General features: G+C 70.3%; 23 protein-coding genes and 1 riboswitch. Of the genes, 16 read left to right on the top strand and 7 right to left on the bottom strand.

Features of this window, described 5'->3' with window-relative positions; all coding sequences use genetic code 11:
• The first annotated feature begins 25 nt into the window (after positions 1-25).
• Positions 26-148, top strand: a complete 123-nt coding sequence (locus ACWCV3_RS06145; protein ID WP_451219087.1) for a hypothetical protein — start codon at positions 26-28, stop codon at positions 146-148.
• 68 nt (positions 149-216) lie between these two features.
• On the opposite strand, the gene nadA is transcribed toward ACWCV3_RS06145, so the two are convergent.
• Positions 217-1,401: a quinolinate synthase NadA gene (gene nadA, locus ACWCV3_RS06150; RefSeq protein WP_451219090.1), complete on the bottom strand. Its 1,185-nt coding sequence runs from the start codon at positions 1,399-1,401 to the stop codon at positions 217-219.
• 264 nt (positions 1,402-1,665) lie between these two features.
• Between nadA and erpA the strand changes: the two genes are divergently transcribed.
• Positions 1,666-2,022 carry an iron-sulfur cluster insertion protein ErpA gene (erpA, locus tag ACWCV3_RS06155; RefSeq protein WP_030807593.1) on the top strand — a complete coding sequence of 119 codons (357 nt, stop codon included), beginning with the start codon at positions 1,666-1,668 and terminating at the stop codon, positions 2,020-2,022.
• A gap of 79 nt (positions 2,023-2,101) precedes the next feature.
• On the opposite strand, the gene ACWCV3_RS06160 is transcribed toward erpA, so the two are convergent.
• Positions 2,102-3,652 carry a hypothetical protein gene (locus ACWCV3_RS06160; protein ID WP_451219093.1) on the bottom strand — a complete coding sequence of 517 codons (1,551 nt, stop codon included), beginning with the start codon at positions 3,650-3,652 and terminating at the stop codon, positions 2,102-2,104.
• 108 nt (positions 3,653-3,760) lie between these two features.
• On the bottom strand, positions 3,761-3,955 hold the full coding sequence (locus ACWCV3_RS06165; RefSeq protein WP_451219096.1) for a hypothetical protein: 195 nt from the start codon (positions 3,953-3,955) through the stop codon (positions 3,761-3,763).
• A gap of 132 nt (positions 3,956-4,087) precedes the next feature.
• On the opposite strand from ACWCV3_RS06165, the gene ACWCV3_RS06170 reads away from it, so the two are divergent.
• On the top strand, positions 4,088-5,062 hold the full coding sequence (locus ACWCV3_RS06170; RefSeq protein ID WP_451219099.1) for a carbohydrate kinase family protein: 975 nt from the start codon (positions 4,088-4,090) through the stop codon (positions 5,060-5,062).
• Positions 5,063-5,180: 118 nt separating this feature from the next.
• On the opposite strand, the gene ACWCV3_RS06175 is transcribed toward ACWCV3_RS06170, so the two are convergent.
• Positions 5,181-6,557, bottom strand: a complete 1,377-nt coding sequence (locus tag ACWCV3_RS06175) for an aminotransferase class V-fold PLP-dependent enzyme (RefSeq protein ID WP_451219102.1) — start codon at positions 6,555-6,557, stop codon at positions 5,181-5,183.
• A 297-nt stretch (positions 6,558-6,854) separates the two neighbouring features.
• Here ACWCV3_RS06175 and ctaC point away from each other — a divergent pair, with 297 nt between their 5' ends.
• The 4 genes from ctaC (at position 6,855) to ACWCV3_RS06195 (ending at position 11,395) form a co-directional block, all read left to right on the top strand.
• A complete protein-coding gene (ctaC, locus tag ACWCV3_RS06180; RefSeq protein WP_376117014.1) occupies positions 6,855-7,847 on the top strand; it encodes an aa3-type cytochrome oxidase subunit II in 993 nt (330 codons plus the stop codon).
• The gene (ctaD, locus tag ACWCV3_RS06185) at positions 7,844-9,577 is read left to right on the top strand and encodes an aa3-type cytochrome oxidase subunit I (protein ID WP_451219106.1); all 1,734 of its coding nucleotides are present in this window, start codon (positions 7,844-7,846) and stop codon (positions 9,575-9,577) included. The genes ctaC and ctaD overlap by 4 nt, the downstream gene beginning before the upstream one ends.
• Complete coding sequence (locus tag ACWCV3_RS06190) at positions 9,574-9,972, top strand: cytochrome c oxidase subunit 4 (protein ID WP_451219110.1); 399 nt, start codon at positions 9,574-9,576, stop codon at positions 9,970-9,972. Before ctaD ends, ACWCV3_RS06190 begins: the two co-directional genes overlap by 4 nt.
• A gap of 160 nt (positions 9,973-10,132) precedes the next feature.
• Positions 10,133-11,395 carry an Ig-like domain-containing protein gene (locus ACWCV3_RS06195; protein WP_451219113.1) on the top strand — a complete coding sequence of 421 codons (1,263 nt, stop codon included), beginning with the start codon at positions 10,133-10,135 and terminating at the stop codon, positions 11,393-11,395.
• Positions 11,396-11,448: 53 nt separating this feature from the next.
• Here the strand turns inward: ACWCV3_RS06195 and ACWCV3_RS06200 are convergent, their stop codons facing one another.
• On the bottom strand, positions 11,449-11,850 hold the full coding sequence (locus tag ACWCV3_RS06200; RefSeq protein WP_451219116.1) for a hypothetical protein: 402 nt from the start codon (positions 11,848-11,850) through the stop codon (positions 11,449-11,451).
• Positions 11,851-11,995: 145 nt separating this feature from the next.
• On the opposite strand from ACWCV3_RS06200, the gene ctaE reads away from it, so the two are divergent.
• The 6 genes from ctaE (at position 11,996) to ACWCV3_RS06230 (ending at position 19,138) form a co-directional block, all read left to right on the top strand.
• Positions 11,996-12,616 (top strand): aa3-type cytochrome oxidase subunit III, encoded by a 621-nt coding sequence (gene ctaE / locus ACWCV3_RS06205; RefSeq protein WP_030810341.1) that lies wholly within the window; start codon positions 11,996-11,998, stop codon positions 12,614-12,616.
• A gap of 60 nt (positions 12,617-12,676) precedes the next feature.
• Complete coding sequence (qcrC, locus tag ACWCV3_RS06210; protein ID WP_451219119.1) at positions 12,677-13,489, top strand: cytochrome bc1 complex diheme cytochrome c subunit; 813 nt, start codon at positions 12,677-12,679, stop codon at positions 13,487-13,489.
• Entirely contained in the window at positions 13,486-14,544 is a 1,059-nt protein-coding gene (gene qcrA / locus ACWCV3_RS06215; protein ID WP_451219122.1) for a cytochrome bc1 complex Rieske iron-sulfur subunit, read from the top strand. Before qcrC ends, qcrA begins: the two co-directional genes overlap by 4 nt.
• Complete coding sequence (gene qcrB / locus ACWCV3_RS06220; RefSeq protein ID WP_451219125.1) at positions 14,541-16,178, top strand: cytochrome bc1 complex cytochrome b subunit; 1,638 nt, start codon at positions 14,541-14,543, stop codon at positions 16,176-16,178. Before qcrA ends, qcrB begins: the two co-directional genes overlap by 4 nt.
• 150 nt (positions 16,179-16,328) lie before the next feature.
• Entirely contained in the window at positions 16,329-17,393 is a 1,065-nt protein-coding gene (gene trpD / locus ACWCV3_RS06225) for an anthranilate phosphoribosyltransferase (protein WP_451219128.1), read from the top strand.
• A gap of 107 nt (positions 17,394-17,500) precedes the next feature.
• Positions 17,501-17,617: riboswitch (SAM riboswitch) on the top strand.
• Between the two features lie 171 nt (positions 17,618-17,788).
• On the top strand, positions 17,789-19,138 hold the full coding sequence (locus ACWCV3_RS06230) for an aminotransferase class V-fold PLP-dependent enzyme (RefSeq protein ID WP_451219131.1): 1,350 nt from the start codon (positions 17,789-17,791) through the stop codon (positions 19,136-19,138).
• Positions 19,139-19,346: 208 nt separating this feature from the next.
• Here the strand turns inward: ACWCV3_RS06230 and ACWCV3_RS06235 are convergent, their stop codons facing one another.
• Together ACWCV3_RS06235 and ACWCV3_RS06240 are read right to left on the bottom strand one after the other, a co-directional pair.
• Positions 19,347-19,628 (bottom strand): Lrp/AsnC family transcriptional regulator, encoded by a 282-nt coding sequence (locus ACWCV3_RS06235; protein WP_451219134.1) that lies wholly within the window; start codon positions 19,626-19,628, stop codon positions 19,347-19,349.
• The gene (locus ACWCV3_RS06240) at positions 19,625-20,395 is read right to left on the bottom strand and encodes a rhomboid family intramembrane serine protease (RefSeq protein ID WP_451219137.1); all 771 of its coding nucleotides are present in this window, start codon (positions 20,393-20,395) and stop codon (positions 19,625-19,627) included. The genes ACWCV3_RS06235 and ACWCV3_RS06240 overlap by 4 nt, the downstream gene beginning before the upstream one ends.
• Before the next feature lie 163 nt (positions 20,396-20,558).
• Here ACWCV3_RS06240 and ACWCV3_RS06245 point away from each other — a divergent pair, with 163 nt between their 5' ends.
• The 3 genes from ACWCV3_RS06245 (at position 20,559) to ACWCV3_RS06255 (ending at position 23,457) form a co-directional block, all read left to right on the top strand.
• Complete coding sequence (locus tag ACWCV3_RS06245) at positions 20,559-20,798, top strand: hypothetical protein (RefSeq protein WP_030810317.1); 240 nt, start codon at positions 20,559-20,561, stop codon at positions 20,796-20,798.
• A 65-nt stretch (positions 20,799-20,863) separates the two neighbouring features.
• Positions 20,864-22,207 carry an NYN domain-containing protein gene (locus ACWCV3_RS06250; RefSeq protein WP_451219140.1) on the top strand — a complete coding sequence of 448 codons (1,344 nt, stop codon included), beginning with the start codon at positions 20,864-20,866 and terminating at the stop codon, positions 22,205-22,207.
• 209 nt (positions 22,208-22,416) lie between these two features.
• Positions 22,417-23,457 carry an NlpC/P60 family protein gene (locus ACWCV3_RS06255; protein ID WP_451219143.1) on the top strand — a complete coding sequence of 347 codons (1,041 nt, stop codon included), beginning with the start codon at positions 22,417-22,419 and terminating at the stop codon, positions 23,455-23,457.
• The last annotated feature ends 152 nt before the right edge of the window (positions 23,458-23,609 follow it).

Raw genomic sequence — 23,609 nt, forward strand, 5'->3', positions numbered from 1 at the left:
GGTCCCGAGGTCGCGGATCGGGTGCGTGCAGGAGGGGACGGCGCCGGGGGAGCTGGTGGTCACCTTCGATCCGCCGGCCCGCTTCCGAGCCGTCGTGGTCACGCCCGTGCTGCACACCGACAAGTGGCGGGCGTCGGACCCCGGCTGAACGCGGACGCGAGGGCCCGCACGGCACACCTTGTGCCGTGCGGGCCCTCCGCCGTCGGTCGCCGGGGGTTACGGCAGCGCGAGCATCCGCTCCAGCGCCAGCTTCGCGAACGCCTCCGTCTCGGGGTCGACCTCGATGCGGTTGACCAGGGTGCCCTCGGCGAGGGACTCAAGGGTCCAGACCAGGTGGGGGAGGTCGATACGGTTCATGGTGGAGCAGAAGCAGACCGTCTTGTCGAGGAAGACGATCTCCTTGCCCTCGGGTGCGAACCGGTTCGCCAGCCGGCGGACGAGGTTCAGCTCGGTGCCGATGGCCCACTTGGAGCCCGCCGGGGCGGCCTCCAGCGTCTTGATGATGTACTCCGTGGAGCCGACGTAGTCCGCCGCGGCCACGACCTCGTGCCGGCACTCGGGGTGCACCAGGACGTTCACGCCGGGCACCCGCTCGCGTACGTCCTCGACCGACTCCAGGCTGAAGCGCCCGTGCACGGAGCAGTGCCCGCGCCACAGGATCATCTTCGCGTCCCGGAGCTGCTCGGCGGTGAGCCCGCCGTTCGGCTTGTGGGGGTTGTAGAGGACGCAGTCCTCCAGGGACATCCCCATGTCACGGACGGCGGTGTTGCGGCCGAGGTGCTGGTCGGGCAGGAACAGCACCTTCTCGCCCTGCCGGAAGGCCCACTCCAGTGCCCGCTCGGCGTTGGAGGAGGTGCAGATGGTGCCGCCGTGCTTGCCGGTGAACGCCTTGATGTCCGCGGAGGAGTTCATGTAAGACACCGGGACGACCTGCTCGGCGACGCCCGCCTCGGTCAGGACGTCCCAGCACTCCGCGACCTGCTCGGCCGTGGCCATGTCGGCCATCGAGCAGCCGGCCGCGAGGTCCGGCAGGACGACCTTCTGGTCGTCGGTGGTGAGGATGTCGGCGGACTCGGCCATGAAGTGCACACCGCAGAACACGATGTACTCGGCGTCCGGGCGGGCGGCCGCGTCGCGGGCCAGCTTGAAGGAGTCACCGGTGACGTCCGCGAACTGGATGACCTCGTCCCGCTGGTAGTGGTGGCCGAGGACGAAGACCTTGCTGCCGAGCTTCTCCTTGGCCGCGCGGGCGCGCGCCACGAGGTCGGGGTCGGACGGCTCGGGCAGGTCGCCGGGGCATTCGACGCCCCGCTCGCTCCTCGGGTCGGCCCCGCGGCCGAGCAGCAACAGGGCGAGCGGAGACGGCTGAACGTCGAGCTGCGGGGTCTGGGCGGTGGTCACGGCACCTACCCTTTCTACTTTTCGTCTAACTGACGTTATCTATCATAACCGCTTCACGTCACTTTGACGACGGCGATAGCGTCCATGTGACGTGAATCCCGGCCCCTCCGGCGCCGGGCCCGCTGCCCCCGCTTCCGCCCGTGTGCGAGCATGAGATGAGAAGCGAACCGCGGCCAGACGGTCCGCCCGGCCCGGAATGATTCGGCCGGCGCGCCGGTTGCACTGGTCGGAAAGCAGTCTCCGTACAACTTGGGAGAGATGTAGATGTCCGTATCGGACGAGACCAGCACCGTCACCGACGGCATCATCGTGACCGACGCCGCCGCGGCCAAGGTCAAGGCGCTGCTCGACCAGGAAGGCCGGGACGACCTCGCCCTGCGGGTGGCCGTCCAGCCCGGCGGCTGCTCCGGTCTGCGCTACCAGCTCTTCTTCGACGAGCGCTCGCTCGACGGCGACGTCGTGAAGGACTTCGACGGCGTCAAGGTCGTCACCGACCGCATGAGCGCCCCGTACCTGGGCGGCGCCACCATCGACTTCGTGGACACGATCGAGAAGCAGGGCTTCACGATCGACAACCCGAACGCGACGGGCTCCTGCGCCTGCGGCGACTCCTTCAGCTGAACCGGCCCGACAGCCGGAACGACGGCGGCGGCCCCTCCCCGCGGGGGGCCGCCGCCGTCTTCGTGTACCGGGGATTCCCTCAGGGGGCCAGGCCGTGCTCCGCCTCCGGCACCCGGCCGCCGTCGGTACCGACCACCGCGCGGTCCGCGAGAGGGGCGTCCAGCGAGACGGTCCGGGCGTACTCCTTGCCCAGCGCGATGCAGTTGCCCGGCCGGCGCTTCTCGGTGACCGCGACCGTCACCCGGCCCGCGCTCTCCCGAGCCGCCGCGCGGTACTCGGCGCACACCCCGCCCAGGAAGCGCACGGTCAGGTTCCGTCCCTCGGCGCGGTAGCCCGACACCGTCACGCCCCCCTTCGGCGCCCCGGCCGACGAGGAGGGGGAGGGGGAGGGGGAGGCGAGGTATTTCGGGTCGACCGCCGGATGCGCCACGGTGAAGCGGCCGCGCGCCGCCGAGCCGCGTACCTCGAACAGCCAGGACGGCACGAGGGCCTGGCGGCCGTCCACCGACTGCGCCGCAAGACCGAACACCGCCTTCTCGACCGTCACCGCCTCCCGCCCGGGGGCGGCCGGGGAACCGGTGGCGGCGCCGCACGGCTGCTCCAGGCGGTCCTTCAGCGGCACCGGGCTCGCACATCCGCCGATGCCCATCCGGTGGCCCTCGGCGGGCCGCTCGTTCATCAGCTTCACCGTGTCGGCCGCGCCCAGCACGGGATAGGTGCCGCCGTCGGTGAGACGCGCCAGCATGCCGTGGCCGCCGACGATGTCGCCCTTCTCGTCCACGGTCAGGCCGGTCGTCCACCCGTAGGTGGGCAGACCGTCCACCACCGGGTCGGCGTTCACCACCCGCCGGCCGCCCATCACCTGGCTCGCGTCGATCTTCGCGTCGTCCTGCCCGAGCGCCTTCAGCACCGGCCGCGCCACCCGCTCCGCCTCCGCCGCGCCGGCCGGCTCGTCCGCCGGGGCGGCCGGGTCCTGCGAACACACGGTGATTTTGCGGCAGTTGTCGGTACCGGGGGCGTAGCGGGTGTACGACCAGTCGGCGCCGGTCACCCGGAGCACCGGGCCGCCCTCCCGCTCCCCGGCCCGCCAGCCGTTCCCGTCGGCCACCGGGGTGCCGTCGATGCCCAACGCCTCGGCCAGACGGGCGACTCCGGCCTTGCCGGCCTTGCCCTCCGCGAGGTGGACGGGGGCGGAGCGGGGGCCGTCGGGGAGGTCGCCCCCGACGACGTAGTGGACGGCGCCGCCGGGGTCGGGCTCGCCGACGGCGATACCGGGCGAGCCGGTACCGGGGTCGCCGTCGAGGGCGAGCGGCGGGGGAGCGCCCCTGCTTCCGGCCGGCTTCTGATCGGACCCTGACCCTGACCCGGACCCGGAGGCCAGCCAGGCGCCCCCGCCGCCGACGAGCAGCACGGCGGCGGCGACGGAGGCGACGATCGCGGCCGTACGAGGCCGCCCGGCGGGTGCGGGAGGGGCCTCCCCGCCCGTCCGGCCCTCACCGGCCTCGGCGCGCTCGGTGGTCTCCGAGGTCGCGGCAGGCTCCTTCGCGGCAGCCCGCTTCGGCTCCGGCCCGGCTTCCGGCCGGTCCGCGTCGCCGGGGTTCTCGGGGTTCTCGGCTCGCTCCTTGGTCACCGCATCGCTCCTCGCTTCTCGTGCCCCGCGTCTCCCGCACGGGGGACGGCGGTGGGACGTGCGAGGGGAGCGCGCGGTTCCCGTCCGCGCGCCCCGGAGGGGACCGGATCAGCCGCCGTACTCGGACATCGCGTCCACCAGTCGCGCCGAGCGGGCCGGCACCCGGACCCCGTGGATCAGCGAGGGCGGGACCGGCCGGGCGGCCGGGTGCTCGGGCGGGGTCCAGTGCGGGGCCATACGGGCGCAGTCGCCGCGCAGCGAGGGGAGATCCACATCGAGGTCGTCGGGCCTGAGGTTCGTCATGAGCGCACCGTAGGCACGGCAGGGCCGGTGAAGAAAGCTCTACTATCGGGTAGTTTTCCCTGCTTCAGCGGCTGCGTGATTACGGGTAGCGTGAACTGTCAGCTCCCCCCTCCCGCCAGGAGAACGCCTGCCGTGCGCATCGCAGTCACCGGCTCCATCGCCACCGACCACCTCATGACCTTCCCCGGCCGCTTCGCCGACCAGTTCGTCGCGGACCAACTGCACACGGTCTCGCTGTCCTTCCTCGTCGACAACCTGGACGTGCGCCGGGGCGGCGTGGGCGCCAACATCGCCTTCGGCATGGGCCAGCTCGGCACCCGGCCGATCCTCGTCGGCGCGGCGGGCTTCGACTTCGACGAGTACCGCTCATGGCTCGACCGCCACGGCGTGGACACCGAGTCGGTCCGCATCTCGGAGACCCTGCACACCGCCCGCTTCGTGTGCACCACCGACTCCGACCACAACCAGATCGGCTCCTTCTACACCGGCGCCATGAGCGAGGCCCGGCTGATCGAGCTGAAGACGGTCGCGGACCGGGTCGGCGGCCTGGACCTCGTCCTGATCGGCGCCGACGACCCGGAGGGCATGCTCCGCCACACCGAGGAGTGCCGCTCCCGCGCGATCCCCTTCGCCGCCGACTTCTCCCAGCAGATCGCCCGGATGGAGGGCGAGGAGATCCGGATCCTGCTGGACGGCGCCACGTACCTGTTCTCCAACGAGTACGAGAAGGGGCTCATCGAGTCCAAGACCGGCTGGAGCGACGAGCAGATCCTCTCGAAGGTCGGGCACCGGCTGACCACGCTCGGCTCGCGGGGTGTACGGATCGAGCGGGTCGGTGAGGACCCGATCGAGGTCGGGTGCCCCGACGAGGAGCGCAAGGCCGACCCGACGGGCGTCGGCGACGCCTTCCGCGCCGGGTTCCTCTCCGGGCTCGCCTGGGGGGTCTCCCTCGAGCGGGCCGCTCAGGTCGGGTGCATGCTGGCCACGCTCGTCATCGAGACCGTCGGCACCCAGGAGTACCAGCTTCGGCGGGCGCACTTCATGGACCGGTTCACCAAGGCGTACGGCGAGGACGCGGCGGCTGAGGTTCGTGAGCACCTGGGCTGACCGCCCGCGCCGGCGGGTCCGTGGTTCGCCGCGGGCCCGCCGCGGCCCGTCGCGCTGACCCGGCGGGGCCGCGGATCCGGTGCGGCCCCGCGCCCCGGAGTTCAGCGGGCCGCCGCTGTCAGCTCACCCGGCGGACGACGTAGGCACTGCCCCGCTCCGCCTCCTCCTCGCCCACGTACTCCTGCCCCCGCATCTCGCACCACGCCGGGATGTCCAGGCGGGCCGCCTCGTCGTCCGAGAGGACGCGGACCGTGCCGCCCACCGGGACGCCGCCGAACACCTTGGCCAGTTCGATCACCGGGATCGGACAGCGCTTGCCCAGGGAGTCGACCACCCGTTCCGCCGCGCGTTCCTCCACCCGGGGCTCCGGGGCTCCGAGCCGGGAGCGGACCCCCGCCACCACGCCCGGCAGCACCTCCAGGAAGCGGTCGACCTCCTCCGACGCGACGCCCGGCGGCAGCGACACGCGGACGTTGCCCTCGCTCAGGACACCCATCGCCCTGAGCACATGGCTCGGGGTCAGGGTGCCGCTGGTGCAGGAGGAGCCGGAGGAGACGGAGAAGCCGGCCCGGTCCAGCTCCGTCAGCAGCACCTCGCCGTCGACGTACAGACAGGAGAACGTGACGATCCCCGGCAGCCGCCGCTCCGGATCGCCCACCACCTCCACGTCCGGCACCAGCCGCGGAACCCGCGCCCGGATCCGCTCGGTCAGCGCCCGCAGCCGTACCGCCTCCGCGTCGGCCTCGGCCCGTACCGCCCGCAGCGCGGCCACCGAGGCCACGATGGCCGGGATGTTCCCGAAGCCGGAGACACGCCCCGACTCCCGTTCCTCGCCCGGCCCCTGGGCGGCGAAGCGGACACCCTTGCGCACCACCAGCAGGCCCACGCCGGAGGGGCCGCCCCACTTGTGCGCGCTGGCCGCCAGCAACGACCAGCCCTCGGGCACCGGGCCCCAGCCCAGCGACTGCGCCGCGTCCACCAGCAGCGGCACGCCGGCCGCCCGGCACGCCGCGGCCACCTCGGCCACCGGCTGCACGGTGCCCACCTCGTGGTTGGCCGACTGCAGACACGCCAGCGCGGTGTCCTCCCGCAGGGCCGCCGCCCACGCCGACGGGTCCACCGCTCCCGCCCGGCTGACGCCCACTCGGGTGACAGTGCCGCCCCCGGCCTCGAACGCTTCCGCCGAATGGAGGACCGAGGAGTGTTCGACCGCTGACACGATCAGGTGACGTCCGACGCGCCGCCGCCCGGCCAGTGCCCCCGCCACACCGTCGTGCACGGCCCGCGTCCCGGACGAGGTGAACACCACCTCGTCCGCCCGGCAGCCCACCGCCTCGGCCGCCGCCTCCCGGGCCGCGTCCAGCAGTATCCGGGCCCGCCGCCCCTCCCGGTACAACCGACCGGGATCGGCCCACCCCTCGTCCAGCGACGCCAACAGCGCCTGTCGCGCCACAGGGTGAAGCGGAGCACCGGAAGCCACATCGAAGAAAGCCACGGGGCAACGTTAGAACGCCGGTGGACGAGCCCGGCGCGGGGGCGCGGGAAGCGGACCCCGGCCCAGGCGGTACCGCGCAAACCCCCAAACCGGAACAACAACGGCGATTGGCCCCCCGGCGACACCCCTCAGAACGACCCGACGACGCGTATGCCCCCCTCCCCGCGAACCGTCGGAGACCGTCGGCTAGGGTTTGGTCCGCATAAACATCCAAACCCCTGCCCGACGCAGGGCGGCGACCGACCAGCGAGAAGGCCGCAGCCGACCGCGCGGGCGAGACTCTCGGGAAGGCGCTACGTGAGTCCCAACGGCTCCGACCTCCCCCTTCGCCCGAAAGGCGTGGGCGGTACCCCCAAGCCGCGGCGCGCGACGCGGCGGAAGCTGCTGCAGGCACTGACCGCGGGCCTGGTCCTTGCGACCGCGACCGGTTGCACATACAAGGACTTCCCCCGCCTTGGCATGCCCACCCCGACCACGGAAGAGGCTCCCCGCATCCTCTCCCTGTGGCAGGGCTCGTGGGCGGCCGCGCTCGCTACCGGCGTGCTGGTGTGGGGCCTGATCCTGTGGAGCGCCATGTTCCACCGGCGCAGCCGCACCAAGGTCGAGGTTCCGCCGCAGACGCGGTACAACATGCCCATCGAGGCGCTGTACACGGTGGTTCCGATCATCATCGTCTCGGTGCTCTTCTACTTCACCGCGCGGGACGAATCGAAGCTCCTCAGCCTGGAGAAGAAGCCGGACGTCACGGTCAACGTGGTCGGCTTCCAGTGGAGCTGGGGCTTCAACTACATCGAGAACGTGCCGGGTTCCACCGGTGACGCCAAGAAGGACCCGAACCTCGCGGCCATCCCCACGCGGTTCCTGGACCAGTTCCCGGCCAACGCCGGTGGCGTCTACGACGTCGGTACGCCGGGTACGCGGAACCCGCAGACCGGCAACCCCGGCCCGACGCTGTGGCTGCCCAAGGGCAAGACGGTCCGCTTCGTGCTGACCTCGCGGGACGTCATCCACGACTTCTGGGTCGTGCCCTTCCTGATGAAGCAGGACGTCATCCCCGGCCACACCAACGCCTTCCAGGTGACTCCCAACAAGGAGGGCACCTTCATGGGCAAGTGCGCGGAGCTCTGCGGCGTCGACCACTCCCGGATGCTGTTCAACGTGAAGGTCGTCTCCCCCGAGCGCTACGAGCAGCACCTCAAGGACCTCGCCAAGAAGGGGCAGACCGGTTACATTCCCGCCGGCATCGCGCAGACGAGCCACGAGAAGAACCGGGAGACGAACAACCTGTGAGCATCCTCAATGAACCCCAGGGTGCCGGCGCGACCGAGGGACCGGACGACAACGAGTTGTTGATCCGGCGCAAGCAGCCCGGCAACGTCGTGATCAAGTGGCTGACGACCACTGACCACAAGACGATCGGCACGCTGTATCTGGCGACGTCGTTCGCGTTCTTCCTCATCGGTGGCGTGATGGCGCTGCTCATGCGTGCCGAGCTGGCGCGCCCGGGCATGCAGATCATCTCCAACGAGCAGTTCAACCAGGCGTTCACGATGCACGGCACCGTGATGCTGCTGATGTTCGCGACGCCGCTGTTCGCCGGTTTCGCCAACTGGATCATGCCGCTGCAGATCGGCGCGCCCGACGTGGCGTTCCCGCGGCTGAACATGTTCGCCTACTGGCTCTACCTGTTCGGTTCGACCATCGCCGTGGGTGGCTTCCTCACCCCGCAGGGCGCGGCCGACTTCGGCTGGTTCGCCTACTCCCCGCTGTCGGACGCGGTCCGTTCGCCGGGTGTCGGCGCCGACATGTGGATCATGGGTCTGGCCTTCTCCGGCTTCGGCACGATCCTCGGCTCGGTCAACTTCATCACCACCATCATCTGCATGCGCGCTCCGGGCATGACGATGTTCCGCATGCCGATCTTCGTGTGGAACGTGCTGCTGACCGGTGTGCTGGTCCTGCTGGCCTTCCCGGTGCTGGCCGCCGCGCTGTTCGCCCTGGAGGCGGACCGCAAGTTCGGAGCCCACATCTTCGACGCCGCCAATGGCGGGGCCTTGTTGTGGCAACACCTCTTCTGGTTCTTCGGCCATCCAGAGGTGTACATCATCGCGCTGCCGTTCTTCGGCATCATCTCCGAGATCATCCCGGTGTTCTCGCGCAAGCCGATGTTCGGCTACATGGGCCTCATCGCGGCGACGATCGGCATCGCCGGTCTGTCCGTGACCGTGTGGGCGCACCACATGTACGTCACCGGCGGTGTGCTGCTGCCGTTCTTCTCCTTCATGACGTTCCTCATCGCGGTCCCGACCGGTGTGAAGTTCTTCAACTGGATCGGCACGATGTGGAAGGGCTCGCTGTCCTTCGAGACGCCGATGCTGTGGACGACCGGCTTCCTGATCACCTTCGTCTTCGGTGGTCTGACCGGTGTCATCCTGGCCTCGCCGCCGATGGACTTCCACGTCTCGGACTCGTACTTCGTGGTGGCCCACTTCCACTACGTGGTGTTCGGCACCGTGGTGTTCGCGATGTTCGCCGGCTTCCACTTCTGGTGGCCGAAGTTCACCGGCAAGATGCTGGACGAGCGGCTCGGCAAGATCACCTTCTGGACGCTGTTCATCGGCTTCCACGGCACCTTCCTGGTCCAGCACTGGCTGGGCGCCGAGGGCATGCCGCGCCGGTACGCCGACTACCTGGCGGCCGACGGCTTCACCGCGCTGAACACGGTCTCGACGATCGCCTCGTTCCTGCTCGGCCTGTCGATCCTGCCGTTCCTCTACAACGTGTGGAAGACCGCCAAGTACGGCAAGCCCGTCGAGGTGGACGACCCGTGGGGCTACGGCCGCTCGCTGGAGTGGGCGACCTCCTGCCCGCCGCCGCGGCACAACTTCCTCACCCTGCCGCGGATTCGCAGCGAGTCCCCGGCGTTCGACCTGCACCACCCCGAGATCGCCGCGCTGGAGCAGCTTGAGCACGCCGGTCACGGCGCCGCCATCGCGGGCAGCAAGGAGGCCGGCAAGTGAAGATCCAAGGTCGGATGTTCTTCTGGCTGAGCGTCTTCGTCCTGGTCATGGCCGTCGTGTACGGCGTGTGGTCGAAGGAGCCGGCCGGCACCACGGCGCTCTTCCTGGCCTTCGGCCTGTGCATCATGATCGGCTTCTACCTGGGCTTCACCGCCCGGCGGGTCGACGCGGGCGCGCAGGACGACAAGGAGGCCGACGTCGCGGACGGCGCGGGCGAGCTGGGCTTCTTCAGCCCGCACAGCTGGCAGCCGCTGTCCCTGGCGGTCGGCGGCGCGCTGGCCTTCCTCGGCATCGCGGTCGGCTGGTGGCTGCTGTACTTCTCGGCGCCCCTGATCGCCGTCGGCCTCTTCGGCTGGGTGTTCGAGTACTACCGCGGTGAGAACCGCACCCAGTAACACCCCCGGCTGCACGGCACGGGACACGGCGGGAGCCCGGACACTCCATCAGGAGGGTCCGGGCTCCTCGCTTTGCCGCGGTGACCGTTTGCCGCAGTGTCTGTCCCTCGTACGGGTTACGTGCCGAGCCAGTGAGGTCTTCATCTCATAGCGTGATCGTATGAATCACACTGCGCGGACCCGCACCGTGGTCAGCTCCGCCATGCTGGTGGCCGCCCTCGGCGCGGGCGTCACCGGCTGCGGCTCGGACGGCAACGCCCTGTCGTCCGATCCGTACGACGCGGCCGACCAGATCGTCTTCAACGCGCCCACCGACAAGGCGAAGCAGGCCGATCCGGACAAGCCTCTGGAGGTCACGCTGAAGAGCGGCGAAGGCCGGATCACGGACGTCACCGCCATGGACGCCACAGGGCGCTACGTGGCGGGCGAACTCGCAGCAGACGGCGGGCGCTGGCACAGCACCTCCCCGCTGGCCGCCAACGCCCACTACACGGTCCGCGTGAGCACCGAGGACGACGACGGCGCCCCCGGCCGCAAGATCCTGAACTTCGACACCACCAGGACGGCGAGCAAGAAGAGCCTGGGTGTCACCTTCGGGCCCGAGTCGGGGGAGTACGGCGTCGGGCAGCCCATCACCGCCAACCTCGACCAGCCGGTCAAGGACAAGGCCCAGCGCGCCGTGGTGGAGAGCGGGCTGCGGGTGGACTCCGTGCCCGCCGTGCAGGGTTCCTGGTACTGGGTCAGCGACAAGGAGCTCCACTACCGGCCCAGGGAGTACTGGCCCGCCCACGCCACCGTCCAGGTGCACAGCAACCTCGACGGGATCAAGATCACCGACCGGCTGCGCGGTGGCAAGAGCAAAGACCTGAAGATCACCATCGGGGACAAGGTGGAGGCCGTCACCGACGCCGCCACCCACCAGCTCACGTTCTACAAGAACGGTGAGGTGATCAACACCATCCCGGTCACCACCGGCAAGCCCGGCTTCGATACCCGCAACGGCGTCAAGGTGATCCTGGAGAAGCAGTACATGGTACGGATGCGCGGAACCACCGTCGGCATCGCCGAGGGCAGTTCCGACTCGTACGACCTGTCGGTGTACTACGCCACTCGCGTCACCTGGTCGGGTGAATACGTGCACGCCGCTCCCTGGTCCGTAGGCTCCCAGGGATACGCCAACGTCAGTCACGGCTGCACCGGCATGAGCACGGGGAACGCCGAGTGGTTCTTCGACCACGTCCGCGCCGGCGACGTCGTGAAGGTCGTCAACTCCAACGGCCACGCCATGGAGGACTTCGGCAACGGCTTCGGCGACTGGAACCTGGACTGGAAGAAGTGGGGTGCCGGCAGCGCCCTCACCGGGGCGGCCCAGAACAGCTCCGCCCCGCGGGACTCCGTACGCCTGCGCCCCGCCGCCGCATGACGCCGGAGGGTGCGGGGGCCGGGCGGGTCCCCGCACCTCTTCAGCGGGCCGTTCTAGGCGTTCTGGAGGTGTTTGCGGCGCAGCAGGGAGGCCAGCGCCTCCGCGAACTCCATCGGGTCGACCGGCAGCGTCACCGCCGCGTCGGCCCTGCTCCAGGTCGCCAGCCAGGCGTCCTGGGGACGCCCCATGAGCAGCAGCACCGGGGGCGCGCCGAAGACTTCGTCCTTGAGCTGGCGGCAGACCCCCATGCCGCCCATGGGCACCGCCTCGCCGTCCAGCACGCAGACGTCGATGCCGCCCCGGTCCACCTCGCGCACCACGGCCTCGGGCGTGGCGCACTCGACGAACTCCACCAGGGGCACGTCCGGAGCCGGCCGGCGTCCGGCTGCGAGCCGTACCTGTTCACGGGTGTTGGAGTCGTCGCTGTACACCAGCACGGTGGCGGTCGGCTGCATGCTTCCTCCGAGACGTCGGCGTCTTGCGGACGGGCCATTGTGGGCCGGATGCTACTCCCCCGGGCAGCACGTCAACACCGGTTCGACGGGCGAAGACACTCCGAATGGCACCCCCGGAGTGAGGGCGAGATAAGCGACCGACATAATGTCGGTCGTGGCGACAGCAACGACAGTAGATACCGGGCACGCGCACCCGTCGGTCAACCGGCCGAACCTCACCAGCGTCGGAACCATCATTTGGCTGAGTTCCGAGCTGATGTTCTTCGCGGCCCTCTTCGCGATGTACTTCACCGCTCGATCGGTGACCGGACTGGATCACTGGAAGGAGATGGCGCATGCGCTGAACGTGCCCTTCTCCGCGACGAACACCACGATCCTGGTGCTCTCCTCCCTGACCTGCCAGCTCGGCGTGTTCGCCGCCGAGCGCGGGGACGTGAAGAAGCTCCGCGGATGGTTCATCGTCACCTTCGTGATGGGTGCGATCTTCATCGGCGGACAGATCTTCGAGTACACGGAACTGGTGAAGAAGGACGGCATCTCGCTGTCCTCCGACGTCTACGGCTCCGTGTTCTACCTGACCACCGGCTTCCACGGCCTGCACGTGACGGGCGGACTCATCGCCTTCCTGCTGGTCCTCGGCCGCACCTACGCGGCCAAGAGGTTCACTCACGAGCAGGCGACCGCCGCAATCGTCGTGTCCTACTACTGGCACTTCGTCGATGTGGTCTGGATCGGCCTCTTCGCCACGATCTACTTGATCAAGTAGCGGGCACCACCCGCACATCCAGAAGCACCGACGCAGAAGATCCTGACACCGGGGTAATCCGTGAAAAAGCTCTCCGCACGACGACGCCATCCGCTGGCGGCGGTCGTCGTACTACTCCTCGCGCTGGCGGCCACTGGGGGGCTGTACGCCGCGTTCGCGCCCGCGGGCAAGGCGCAGGCCGATGAAACCTCCCAGTCCCTGACCATCAAGGAGGGCAAGAAGCTCTACGAGGTCGGCTGCGCAAGCTGCCACGGGACCGGTGGCCAGGGCTCCTCCGACGGCCCGAGCCTGGTCGGCGTCGGCGCCGCCGCGGTCGACTTCCAGGTCGGCACCGGCCGGATGCCCGCCTCCAGCTCGCAGATGGCCCAGATCCCGGCCAAGAAGACGATCTACACCCAGGCCCAGATCGACCAGCTCGCCGCGTACGTCGCGTCGCTGGGCGCCGGCCCGAACGTGCCGACCAAGGAGCAGTACTCCAAGGAAGGCGCGGACATCGCCAAGGGTGGCGAGCTGTTCCGCACCAACTGCGCGCAGTGCCACAACTTCGTCGGCAAGGGCGGTGCCCTCACCAAGGGCAAGTACGCCCCGAGCCTCGAGGGCGTCGATCCCAAGCACATCTACGAGGCCATGCAGACCGGCCCGCAGAACATGCCGTCCTTCCCCGACACCACCATGACGGAGAAGAACAAGAAGGACATCATCGCGTACCTGAACGCGGTCAACGGCAGCGAGACCGAGAACCCCGGCGGCCTTGAGCTGGGCGGACTCGGCCCGGTCAGTGAAGGTCTGTTCGCCTGGATCTTCGGCCTCGGCGCGCTGATCGCGGTCGCCATCTGGGTCGCCGCTCGGACCGCAAAGGCCAAGAAGTCATGAGTAGCCAAGACATTCCAGAAGAGAACCTGCCCGCCGCGCAGGACCACCCGCACGGCTCGGTGAGCGTCGCGGACGAAGAGACCCCGTTCGCCGACCCGGGCATGCCGCCGCACGAGCACCGTGTGCAGGACATCGACGAGCGGGCCGCCAAGCGGTCCGAGCGCGTGGTCGCCCTGCTGTTCACGATCTCGATGCTGGCCACCGTCGGCTTCATCGCGTCGTACGTGACGATCCCGCACGACAAGTCGATCTTCGTCTTCCCGATCGGTCACATCAGCGCGCTCAACTTCGCGCTGGGCCTGACCCTCGGTGTGGCGCTGTTCTGCATCGGCGCGGGCGCCGTCCACTGGGCGCGCACCCTTATGTCCGACGTCGAGATGGTGGCCGAGCGCCACCCGATCGCCGCGGATCCCGCGGTCCGCGCCCAGGTCTTCGACGACTTCCGCCAGGGAGCCGCCGAGTCGGGCATCGGCCGTCGCAAGCTGATCCGCAACACGATGTTCGGCGCCCTGGCCCTGGTGCCGCTCTCCGGCGTCATGCTGCTGCGCGACCTCGGTCCGCTGCCGCACAGCTCGCTCCGCCACACCCTGTGGGCGAAGGGCAAGCTCCTCGTCAACGTCAACACCAACCAGCCGCTGCGTCCCGAGGACGTGGCCGTCGGCTCGCTGACCTTCGCCAAGCCCGAGGGCCTGGAGGAGACGGACGAGGACTTCCAGGACGAGATCGCCAAGGCCGCCCTGATGATCGTCCGGCTCCAGCCGAACGACATCAAGGACAAGCAGGAACTCGCCTGGTCCCACGAGGGCATCGTCGCGTTCTCCAAGATCTGCACCCACGTGGGCTGCCCGATCTCCCTGTACGAGCAGCAGACGCACCACGTGCTCTGCCCGTGCCACCAGTCCACCTTCGACCTCTCCGACGGTGCCCGAGTGATCTTCGGCCCCGCCGGTCACGCCCTGCCGCAGCTCCGCATCGGTGTGAACGACGAGGGCTACCTCGAGGCGCTCGGCGACTTCGCGGAGCCCGTCGGTCCTGCATTCTGGGAGCGCGGATGAGTACTGAAGCGAACGAAGCCCCCCGCTCGCGCGGGAAGGCGCCGGCCGGCGAGCGCGTCGCCGACTGGGCGGACGGCCGGCTGGGGATCTTCTCCCTGGCCAAGGCCAACATGCGCAAGGTCTTCCCGGACCACTGGTCGTTCATGCTGGGCGAAGTCTGCATGTACAGCTTCCTCATCATCATCCTGACCGGTGTGTACCTGACGCTGTTCTTCCACCCGTCGATGAACGAGGTGGAGTACCACGGCAGCTACGTCCCGCTCCAGGGACAGCTCATGTCGGAGGCGTTCAACTCGACCCTGCACATCTCCTTCGATGTGCGCGGTGGTCTGCTCATCCGGCAGATCCACCACTGGGCCGCGCTGATCTTCCTCGCGGGCATGTTCGTGCACATGATGCGCGTGTTCTTCACCGGCGCGTTCCGCAAGCCGCGTGAGGTCAACTGGCTGTTCGGCTTCCTGCTGTTCGTCCTCGGCATGTTCACCGGTTTCACCGGTTACTCGCTCCCGGACGACCTGCTCTCCGGCACCGGTGTGCGCTTCACCGAGGGCGCGATCCTGTCCATGCCGATCGTCGGCACGTACATCTCGTTCTTCCTCTTCGGCGGGCAGTTCCCCGGCCACGACTTCGTGGCCCGGTTCTACTCGATCCACATCCTGCTGCTGCCGGGCATCATGCTCGGCCTGATGGTGGCGCACCTGATCCTGGTCTTCTACCACAAGCACACGCAGTTCGCGGGTCCGGGGAAGAAGGAGACCAACGTCGTCGGCATGCCGCTGCTGCCGGTGTACATGGCCAAGGCCGGAGGCTTCTTCTTCCTGGTCTTCGGTGTCATCGCGGTCATCGCGGGAATCACGCAGATCAACCCGATCTGGGCGATGGGCCCGTACCGGCCCGACCAGGTCTCCACCGGCGCCCAGCCCGACTGGTACATGGGCTTCGCCGAGGGTCTGGTCCGCTACATGCCGGGCTGGGAGGTCAACTTCTGGGGCCACACGCTGGTCCTGGGCGTGTTCATCCCGCTGGTCCTGTTCGGTGTCGTGCTGATGGCCATCGCCGTCTACCCCTTCATCGAGTCCTGGGTCACCGGTGACAAGAGCGAGCACCACATCCTGGACCGCCCGCGCAACGCCCCGACGCGTACCGCGTTCGGCGTCGCCTGGGTCACGGTGTACATGATCGGTCTGGTCGGCGGTGGCAACGACCTGTGGGCCACCCACTTCCACCTGTCGATCAACCAGGTGACCTGGTTCGTCCGGATCTTCTTCTTCGCCGGACCGGTGATCGCCTTCATCGCCACCAAGCGGATCTGCCTCGGCCTCCAGCGCCGGGACAAGGACAAGGTGCTGCACGGCCGCGAGACCGGCATCATCAAGCGCCTGCCGCACGGTGAGTTCATCGAGGTGCACGAGCCGCTCAGCCAGGAGCAGCTCCACACCCTGACGGCGCACCACCAGTACGAGCCCGCCGAGATCGGCCCCACGGTCGACGAGAACGGGGTCGAGCGCAAGGTGAAGTCCACCGAGCGGCTGCGGGTCAAGCTGTCCAACGCCTACTACGGCAAGGACAACCAGATCGCCAAGCCCACCGTCGACGAGTACAAGGAGATCACGAGCGGCCACGGCCACCACTGATCCCCGCGCGCGTCGCCACGCCGCGGCCGAAGGGCCCCGTCCGGATCACCGGCGGGGCCCTTCGCCCTGTTCGGGCTGGATAGGGTGGGAGAGGGCACCCCGCGTGCCCCACAGCACCTGTCTTCCTCACACACACCCAGGAGCGGCCCCATGAGCGCTGTGACCCCCGCTGGAGGCGACACCGCGGCGGGCCGTTCCTGGCCCGAGGTACTGAACGCCCTGCTGGAGGGCCGGGACCAGAGTGCCGACGCCACCGCCTGGGCGATGGACCGGATCATGCGCGGCGAGGCCACGGACGCCCAGATCGCGGGCTTCCTGGTGGCGCTGCGGGCCAAGGGCGAGACGGTCGAGGAGATCACCGGGATCGTCCGGGCGATGTACGACCACGCCAATGTGATCGAGGTGCCCGGCAGGACCGTGGACATCGTCGGCACCGGCGGGGACGGCGCCAAGACGGTGAACATCTCCACGATGTCCTCCATCGTGGTCGCCGGCACCGGCGCGAAGGTCATCAAGCACGGCAACCGGGCCGCGTCCTCGGCGTCCGGCTCCTCGGACGTGCTGGAGCGGCTCGGAGTGAACCTCGAGCTGACGCCCGAGCGGGTGGCGGAGGTCGCGGAGGAGGCGGGGATCACCTTCTGCTTCGCGGTCAAGTTCCACCCGGCGCTGCGCCACGTCGGCGCCGCCCGCGGCCAGCTCGGCATCCGTACCGTCTTCAACGTGATCGGGCCGCTGACCAACCCGGCGCGAGTGCGGTCGCAGGCGGTGGGCGTGGCCAACCTGGCCATGGCGCCGATCGTCGCGGGCGTCTTCGCCGAGCGCGGCAACTCCTCGCTGGTCTTCCGGGGCGAGGACGGGCTGGACGAGCTGACCACCACCTCGCCCTCGCGGGTGTGGATCGTGCGCGACGGCACGGTCACCGAGGAGGTCTTCGACCCCCGTGACGTCGGCATCGAGCCGGTGCCGGTGGACGCGCTGCGCGGCGGTGACCCGGCCTACAACGCGATGGTGGCCCGCATGGTGCTGGAGGGTGAGCGGGGGCCCGTGCGGGACGCGGTGCTGCTGAACTCGGCGGCGGCGCTGGTCGCGCTGGACCCTACGGAGGAGCCGCTGGCCGACCAGCTGAGGGCCGGCATGGCGAGAGCGGCGGAGTCCATCGACTCCGGGGCCGCGGAGCGCACGCTGGAGCGGTGGGTGACCGCCAGCAACCGGTGAGAGCCGTTCCTCCGGCGCGGCGGGGAGCGCCCGCTCCCCGCCGCGCCGCGTTCCGGCATCCGGACCGCGGTTGCGCCGCGCGCCCCGTCCGGCTAGCTTCCTGATCAGGTCATGAGCGACAGCCATGCGGCCCCGGCCGGCTGTCCGGCAACCCTCCGTCCGTGGCGGGGTGCTCCGGGTGAGGACCAGGTCGTATTCCAGAAGGTCTACGGCAAGCGCGGACCCCTCGAGAACCAGGGGTCCTGGTCGTACGAGGGAGCTTTTCTCCGTGAGCAAGCGAATGCGCCGGGGCCGCTGAGCCCCGCCCCCGCACACCCCTTCCACCCCCTTTCTCCGGTGCCGTGTCCGCATGTCCTGCGCACGGTGACTCCGGCCTGCCTCACGGGAGTCCAGCCATGTCCGTCTCCACCGCCTTCGCCCCCGCCCCCGCCGACGTCGTCCCCGCCCCCCTGCCGGTGCTCGGCCGGGACGTCCGCGTGCCGCTCGTCACCGGGGGCGAGGTGGGCTACGCCGCGCTCGACTGCGCCGCCAGCGCCCCCGCGCTCCAGCGGGTCTGGGACGACGTCGCCGCCTACGCCCCTTACTACGGCAGCGTGCACCGGGGTGCCGGGCACCTCTCGCAGCTCTCCACCGATCTGTTCGAGAACGCCCGCCGCACGGTCGCGGAGTTCCTCGGCTGCCGGGACACCGACCAGGTCGTCTTCACCCGCTCCACCACCGACTCCCTGAACCTGCTGGCCCGCGCGCTGCCCGCCGGATGCGAGGTGTACGTCTTCGAGACCGAGCACCACGCGGCGCTGCTGCCCTGGCGCGAGGCCGACGTGACCTTCCTGGACGCCCCGCGCAGCCCCGAGGAGGCCGTACGCGCGCTGGAGCGGGCCCTGGCCGGCCGGGACACCGCGCGCCCGGCGCTCGTCTGCGTCACCGGTGCCTCCAACGTCACCGGTGAGGTCTGGCCGGTGCGTGAGCTGGCGGCGGCCGCGCACGCCCTGGGGGCGCGGATCGTGCTGGACGCCGCCCAGCTGGTGCCCCACCAGCCGGTGAGCGTGCGGGAGCTGGACGTCGACTGGATCGCGTTCTCCGGGCACAAGCTGTACGCGCCCTTCGGGTCCGGAGTGCTGGCCGGGCGGGCCGACTGGCTCTCCGCGGCCGAGCCGTACCTCGCGGGCGGCGGCGCCAGCCGCACGGTGGCCCGGCGGGCCGACGGCTCGGTGCGGGTGGAGTGGCACGAGGGCGCGGCCCGGCACGAGGCGGGGTCCCCCAACGTCATCGGCGCCTACTCGATCGCCTCGGCCTGCCGGGCGCTCGCCGAGGCCGGCCCCGAGGCTCTGGCCGCCCGTGAGCGGCACCTGCTCGGCCTGCTGCGTGCGGGCCTCGCCGAGGTGCCCGGGCTGCGGGTGCTCTCGCTGTTCGGCGACGACGCCCCGCGGGTGGGCGTGCTCTCCTTCGTGGTGGAGGGCTGGAACAGCTCCCACCTGGCCGCCGCGCTCTCCGCCGAGTACGGCATCGGCGTCCGCGACGGCCTCTTCTGCGCCCACCCCCTGGTGCACGCCCTCCTCGGCACGGAGGCCGCCGAACAGGCCGGCTGCGGCACCGGATCCCTGAACGCCGTCCGCGTCAGTTTCGGCGCGGGTACGCCGGACGAGCACGTGACCCGTTTCGTGGCGGCGGTGCGCGAGCTGGTCACCCGGGGCGCCCGCTGGACCTACCGCACGGAGAACGGCCGCTGCGTCCCGGAGAGCTGAGCCCGAGCCGGGCGGCCTCGAAGACCCGGCCCGGCCGGAAGACCCTGGTGCTGTGACCGGAAAGGTTCACCGGCTCGCGGCGTCCGTCACGGCACCTCGCCGCATTGGCGCATCGCCCGAGTACATCCCGTACGCGGGCGGTGCTCCGCCTTGCGATGCACCGCACCGGACGCCGCTAGCTTTCCGGCAGACCTTTCCGGTCACAGCACTAGCTGTCCAGGCCGATGGCGAAGGCCGCTTCCAGGTCGTGCTGGGAGTAGGTGCGGAAGGCGACGTGGGTGTCGGTGCCCTCCACGCCCGGGATCTTGCTGATACGGCCGGGGATGACCTCGGCGAGGTCCTCGTGGCGGGCCACGCGGACCATGGCGATCAGGTCGTAGGTACCGGTGACGGAGAAGACCTCGCTCACGCTCTCCAGCGCGGCGATCCGCTCGGCGATCTCCGGAATCCGGTCCACGCTGGTCTTGATCAGGACGATCGCGGTGATCACGGCTGGTTCTCTCCCTTGGACGCCGTAGCCGGGGCGGCCCCAACTCTAGCCTCGCCCGGCCCGTCCTTCTCGCTCTGCTTCCGCCCGTACCTGAGCCAGGCGTAGCCGAAGCCCAGGCAGAAGCCGATCACATGGGCGAGGTAGGCGACGCCCGGGCCCTCGGGCGCGCGGCCCGCCGCGTACCACTGCAGGCCCGCCCAGAAGGGCAGCACCACCCAGGCCGGGAAGCGCAGCGGGAGGAAGAAGAGGAAAGGGAGGAGACTGGTGACACGGGCCCGCGGAAAGAGGTGGAGGAAGGCGCCGAGGACCGCGGAGATGGCTCCCGAGGCGCCGACCAGGGACTGCTCGGAGCCCGCGTTGGCCAGCGCGTACCCGAGCAGGGCGAGGTAGCCGCAGCCGACGTAGAAGAGGGCGAACTCGACGCGGCCCATCCGTTCCTCGGTGAGCACGCCGAAGACGAAGAGGAACAGCATGTTGCCGAGCAGATGCACCCAGCTCCCGTGCACGAACAGCGCGGTCACCGGGGTGAGCGCCTCGCGCACCGGCTCCGCGAAGAGCCCGGCCGGGATCACCCCCCAGTGCCGGAAGTACGCCCGCTGCGCCGCGAGCAGCGCGTCCCCGGTGCCGTACGCGCGGGTGAACCCGGAGGCCGGGCCCATGACGAAGATCAGGCAGCACAGGGCGATGAGGCCGTACGTCAGCGGCGCCGGGGTGCCCCGGACCGCCCTGACGGTCCGGGCGGCGGTCGAGCTCCACTCTCTGATCATGAACACAGAGCATGACGTAACCGGACGCAGTGGTACAGACCGCCTCGCCGCTTCGGACAGGCGGGCGGCGAACACCCGGCAGGCCGTAGGGTTACGGCCACACGCGCTCTACCCGGCGTGCGTCCAGTCCGCCAGACGCGACGAGAAGGAAGCGAGCTGCACCATGACGGTTCCTCCGCCGACCGCCACGACACGCTGGCGCTGCACCCTGTGCGGCAACCTCACCCGGTTCGACGTGACCCGTTCCTCCAAGGTCGTCGAGTACGTCCACCTCGACCTGGCCGGCGAACCGACGGTCGAGGAGCGCGAGGTGGTCAGTGAGACCATCGAGTCGGTCCGTTGCCGCTGGTGCAACGCGGTGGACCAGGTGGAACTCGTGGACAGGCCGGGCGCCGCCTCCTGAGGGCGGGGCGGTCCGCACGGGATCGGACAGGTGGATCGGGCATGTCGGGCATTGGGGTGTGACGGATGGTGGAGACCGCGGGCGGGGGGCCGGAGGACGGCACCGCCGAGGTGCTTGACCGTCCGCTGCCCGACGGCGTGCGCCGCCGCGTCGTGGGAATCGTCTCGGACGCCTTCGGCGCCCTGACCATGGCCGAACTGCCCGCCCCGCTGCGGCAGTACGCCCGGTTCACGCCTAACCGCCGGGCCAGGTTCGCCGGGAACGCGATGGCCGCCGCGCTGGAGACGGAACGCCTCTTCCGGCAGCGGATCGGCGAGCGGTACAAGGAGACCCAGCCCGAGCTGTGCGGCGCGCTGGAGGCGGGTTCCCCGCCTCCGGCGGCCGACCCCCTCGACGTCGCGGCCGCCGCCTACGTACTGCGCCCGCCCGGCTGGGCCAAGCTGGTCGCCGCGGCCGGCGAGGAGGCCGAGCGCGCGGACGCCGAGCGCGTGGACGAGGAGAGCCGCGCCGAGCTGGAGCAGCTGCGTGAGGAGCTGGAGCGGGCCCGCGAACACACCCGCGCCGAGACCGCCCGGCTGCGCGCCGAGCTGGACGCGGCGAAGAAGGAGGCCGACGCGCTGCACCGCAAGCTGCGCTCGGCCCTGAGCGACGTCAAGCGCGGGGAGGCCGCGCTGCGCAAGGAGCGCGCCGAGACCGAGTCCGCGCGGGCCGAGAGCCAGGCTGCCGTCTCCGCCGCCGAGAGCGAGTCCCGCCGGCTCAAGACCCGCCTGGGCGAGTCGGAGGCCGCGCTGGAGGCGACCCGCCGCGCGGTCCGGGAGGGCCGCAGCGTGGAGGACATGCGGGTACGGCTGCTGCTCGACACCGTCCTGGAGGCGGCCCAGGGGCTGCGCCGCGAACTCGCCCTGCCGCCGGTGTCGGTGCGGCCGGCGGAGACCGTGGACGCGGTCGAGCCGGGCCGGATGACGCCGAAGGACATCGCCGCCCGCGCTCTGTCCGAGCACGACCCGGCCGTCCTCGACCAGTTGCTCGCGCTGCCGCAGGCCCATCTGGTGGTCGACGGCTACAACGTCACCAAGACCGGCTATCCGCAGATGCCGCTGGAGAAGCAGCGGCTCAGGCTGCTCGGCCAGCTCTCCGCGCTCGCCGCCCAGACCGGCGCCGAGGTCACCTGTGTCTTCGACGGCGCCGAACTGGTCGCCCCGGTGCTGCTGGCGCCGCCGCGCGGGGTGCGGGTGCTGTTCTCCAAGCCGGGCGTGACGGCGGACGAGCTGATCCGCCAGCTCGTGCGGGCCGAACCGCCGGGCCGGCCGGTCGTCGTGGCCTCCACCGACCGCGAGGTGGCGGACGGCGTCGCCCGCGCCGGCGCCCGCCCGGTGGCCTCTGCGGTACTTCTCAAGCGACTGTCCTGAACGCCCGACGGACGTGCGTCATGCCCCTATTGGGGCTTGTGTGGACGACGGAACGTCAACCGGCTGTCACGCCTGGTGTGTTGAATGCAAAATATGCGGCGAGGGACGGGATTTTCTGCTGTGAGGATTTGAACTGATCACAACTGGGTCACTAGGGTCGGTTCGAACCTCCGAGCGGGTGATCACTCACAAGAAGGAGTTCGTCCTCCGTGGCGTCCCATCGTCGACCCAAGCAGCCGAGCCGCACGCGTGTCACCGTGCTCACCACCGCGGCTGCCGCCGCCGTCGCGCTGAGCGCGAACGCGGCCAACGCCGCCCCGAGCGAGAAGCCGGGCAAGACCGAGGTCAAGGCGCAGGTCGACAAGCTCTACGAGCAGGCCGAGCAGGCCACCGAGAAGTACAACGGCGCCAAGGAGAAGCAGGAGAAGCTCCAGAAGGAGATCTCCACGATCCAGGACAACGTCGCCCGGGGCCAGCAGGACCTCAACAAGCTGCGCGACGGCCTCGGTTCGCTCGCCACCGCCCAGTACCGCAGCGGCGGCATCGACCCCTCGGTCCAGCTCTTCCTCTCCGCCGACCCGGACGACTACCTCGACAAGGCTTCCACGCTCGACCAGTTGAGCGGCCAGCAGGTCGAGGCGCTGAAGAAGATCCAGGACAAGCAGCGCGAACTCGCCCAGCAGCGGGCCGAGGCCACCGAGAAGCTCAAGGACCTCGCCTCCACCCGCACCGAGCTGGGCAAGAAGAAGAAGGAGGTCCAGGGCAAGCTGGGCGAGGCGCAGCGCCTGCTCAACACCTTGACCGCCAAGGAGAAGCAGGCCCTGGCCGCCGAGCAGCAGCGCGCCGACCGCTCCTCCTCCGAGCGTGTCCAGCTCGGCAACGCCGTCCCCGCCTCGGGCCGCGCCGGAGCGGCGTTCTCCGCCGCCCAGAGCAAGATCGGCACCCCGTACGTCTACGGCGCCACCGGCCCCTCCTCGTACGACTGCTCGGGTCTGACCTCCTGGGCCTACGCCCAGGCCGGTGTCTCCATCCCGCGCACCTCCGAGGCGCAGGCCAACATCGGCACCCGGATCTACTCCACGAGCGACCTCCAGGTCGGCGACCTCGTCTTCTTCTTCAACGACATCCACCACGTGGGCCTCTACGCGGGCAACGGCCAGATCCTGCACGCCCCGCGCACCGGCACCGTCGTCCGCTACGAGTCCATGAGCACCATCGGCGGCCCGTTCATGTTCGGCGTCCGCGTCTGACACCCCCGCCACACCCGCCCGAACGGGCGAATCACGGCACCGCGCGACTCCTGGCGCCCCGCCGCTGACCTGCGTCGGCGCCGGGGCGTCACCGTGTGTGCGCACGGCGGTCGTTGGCCGGTGGGTGCCGCTCGGGCTACTGTCTGGCGCGT

Source organism: Streptomyces sp. NPDC001781 (assembly GCF_053596035.1).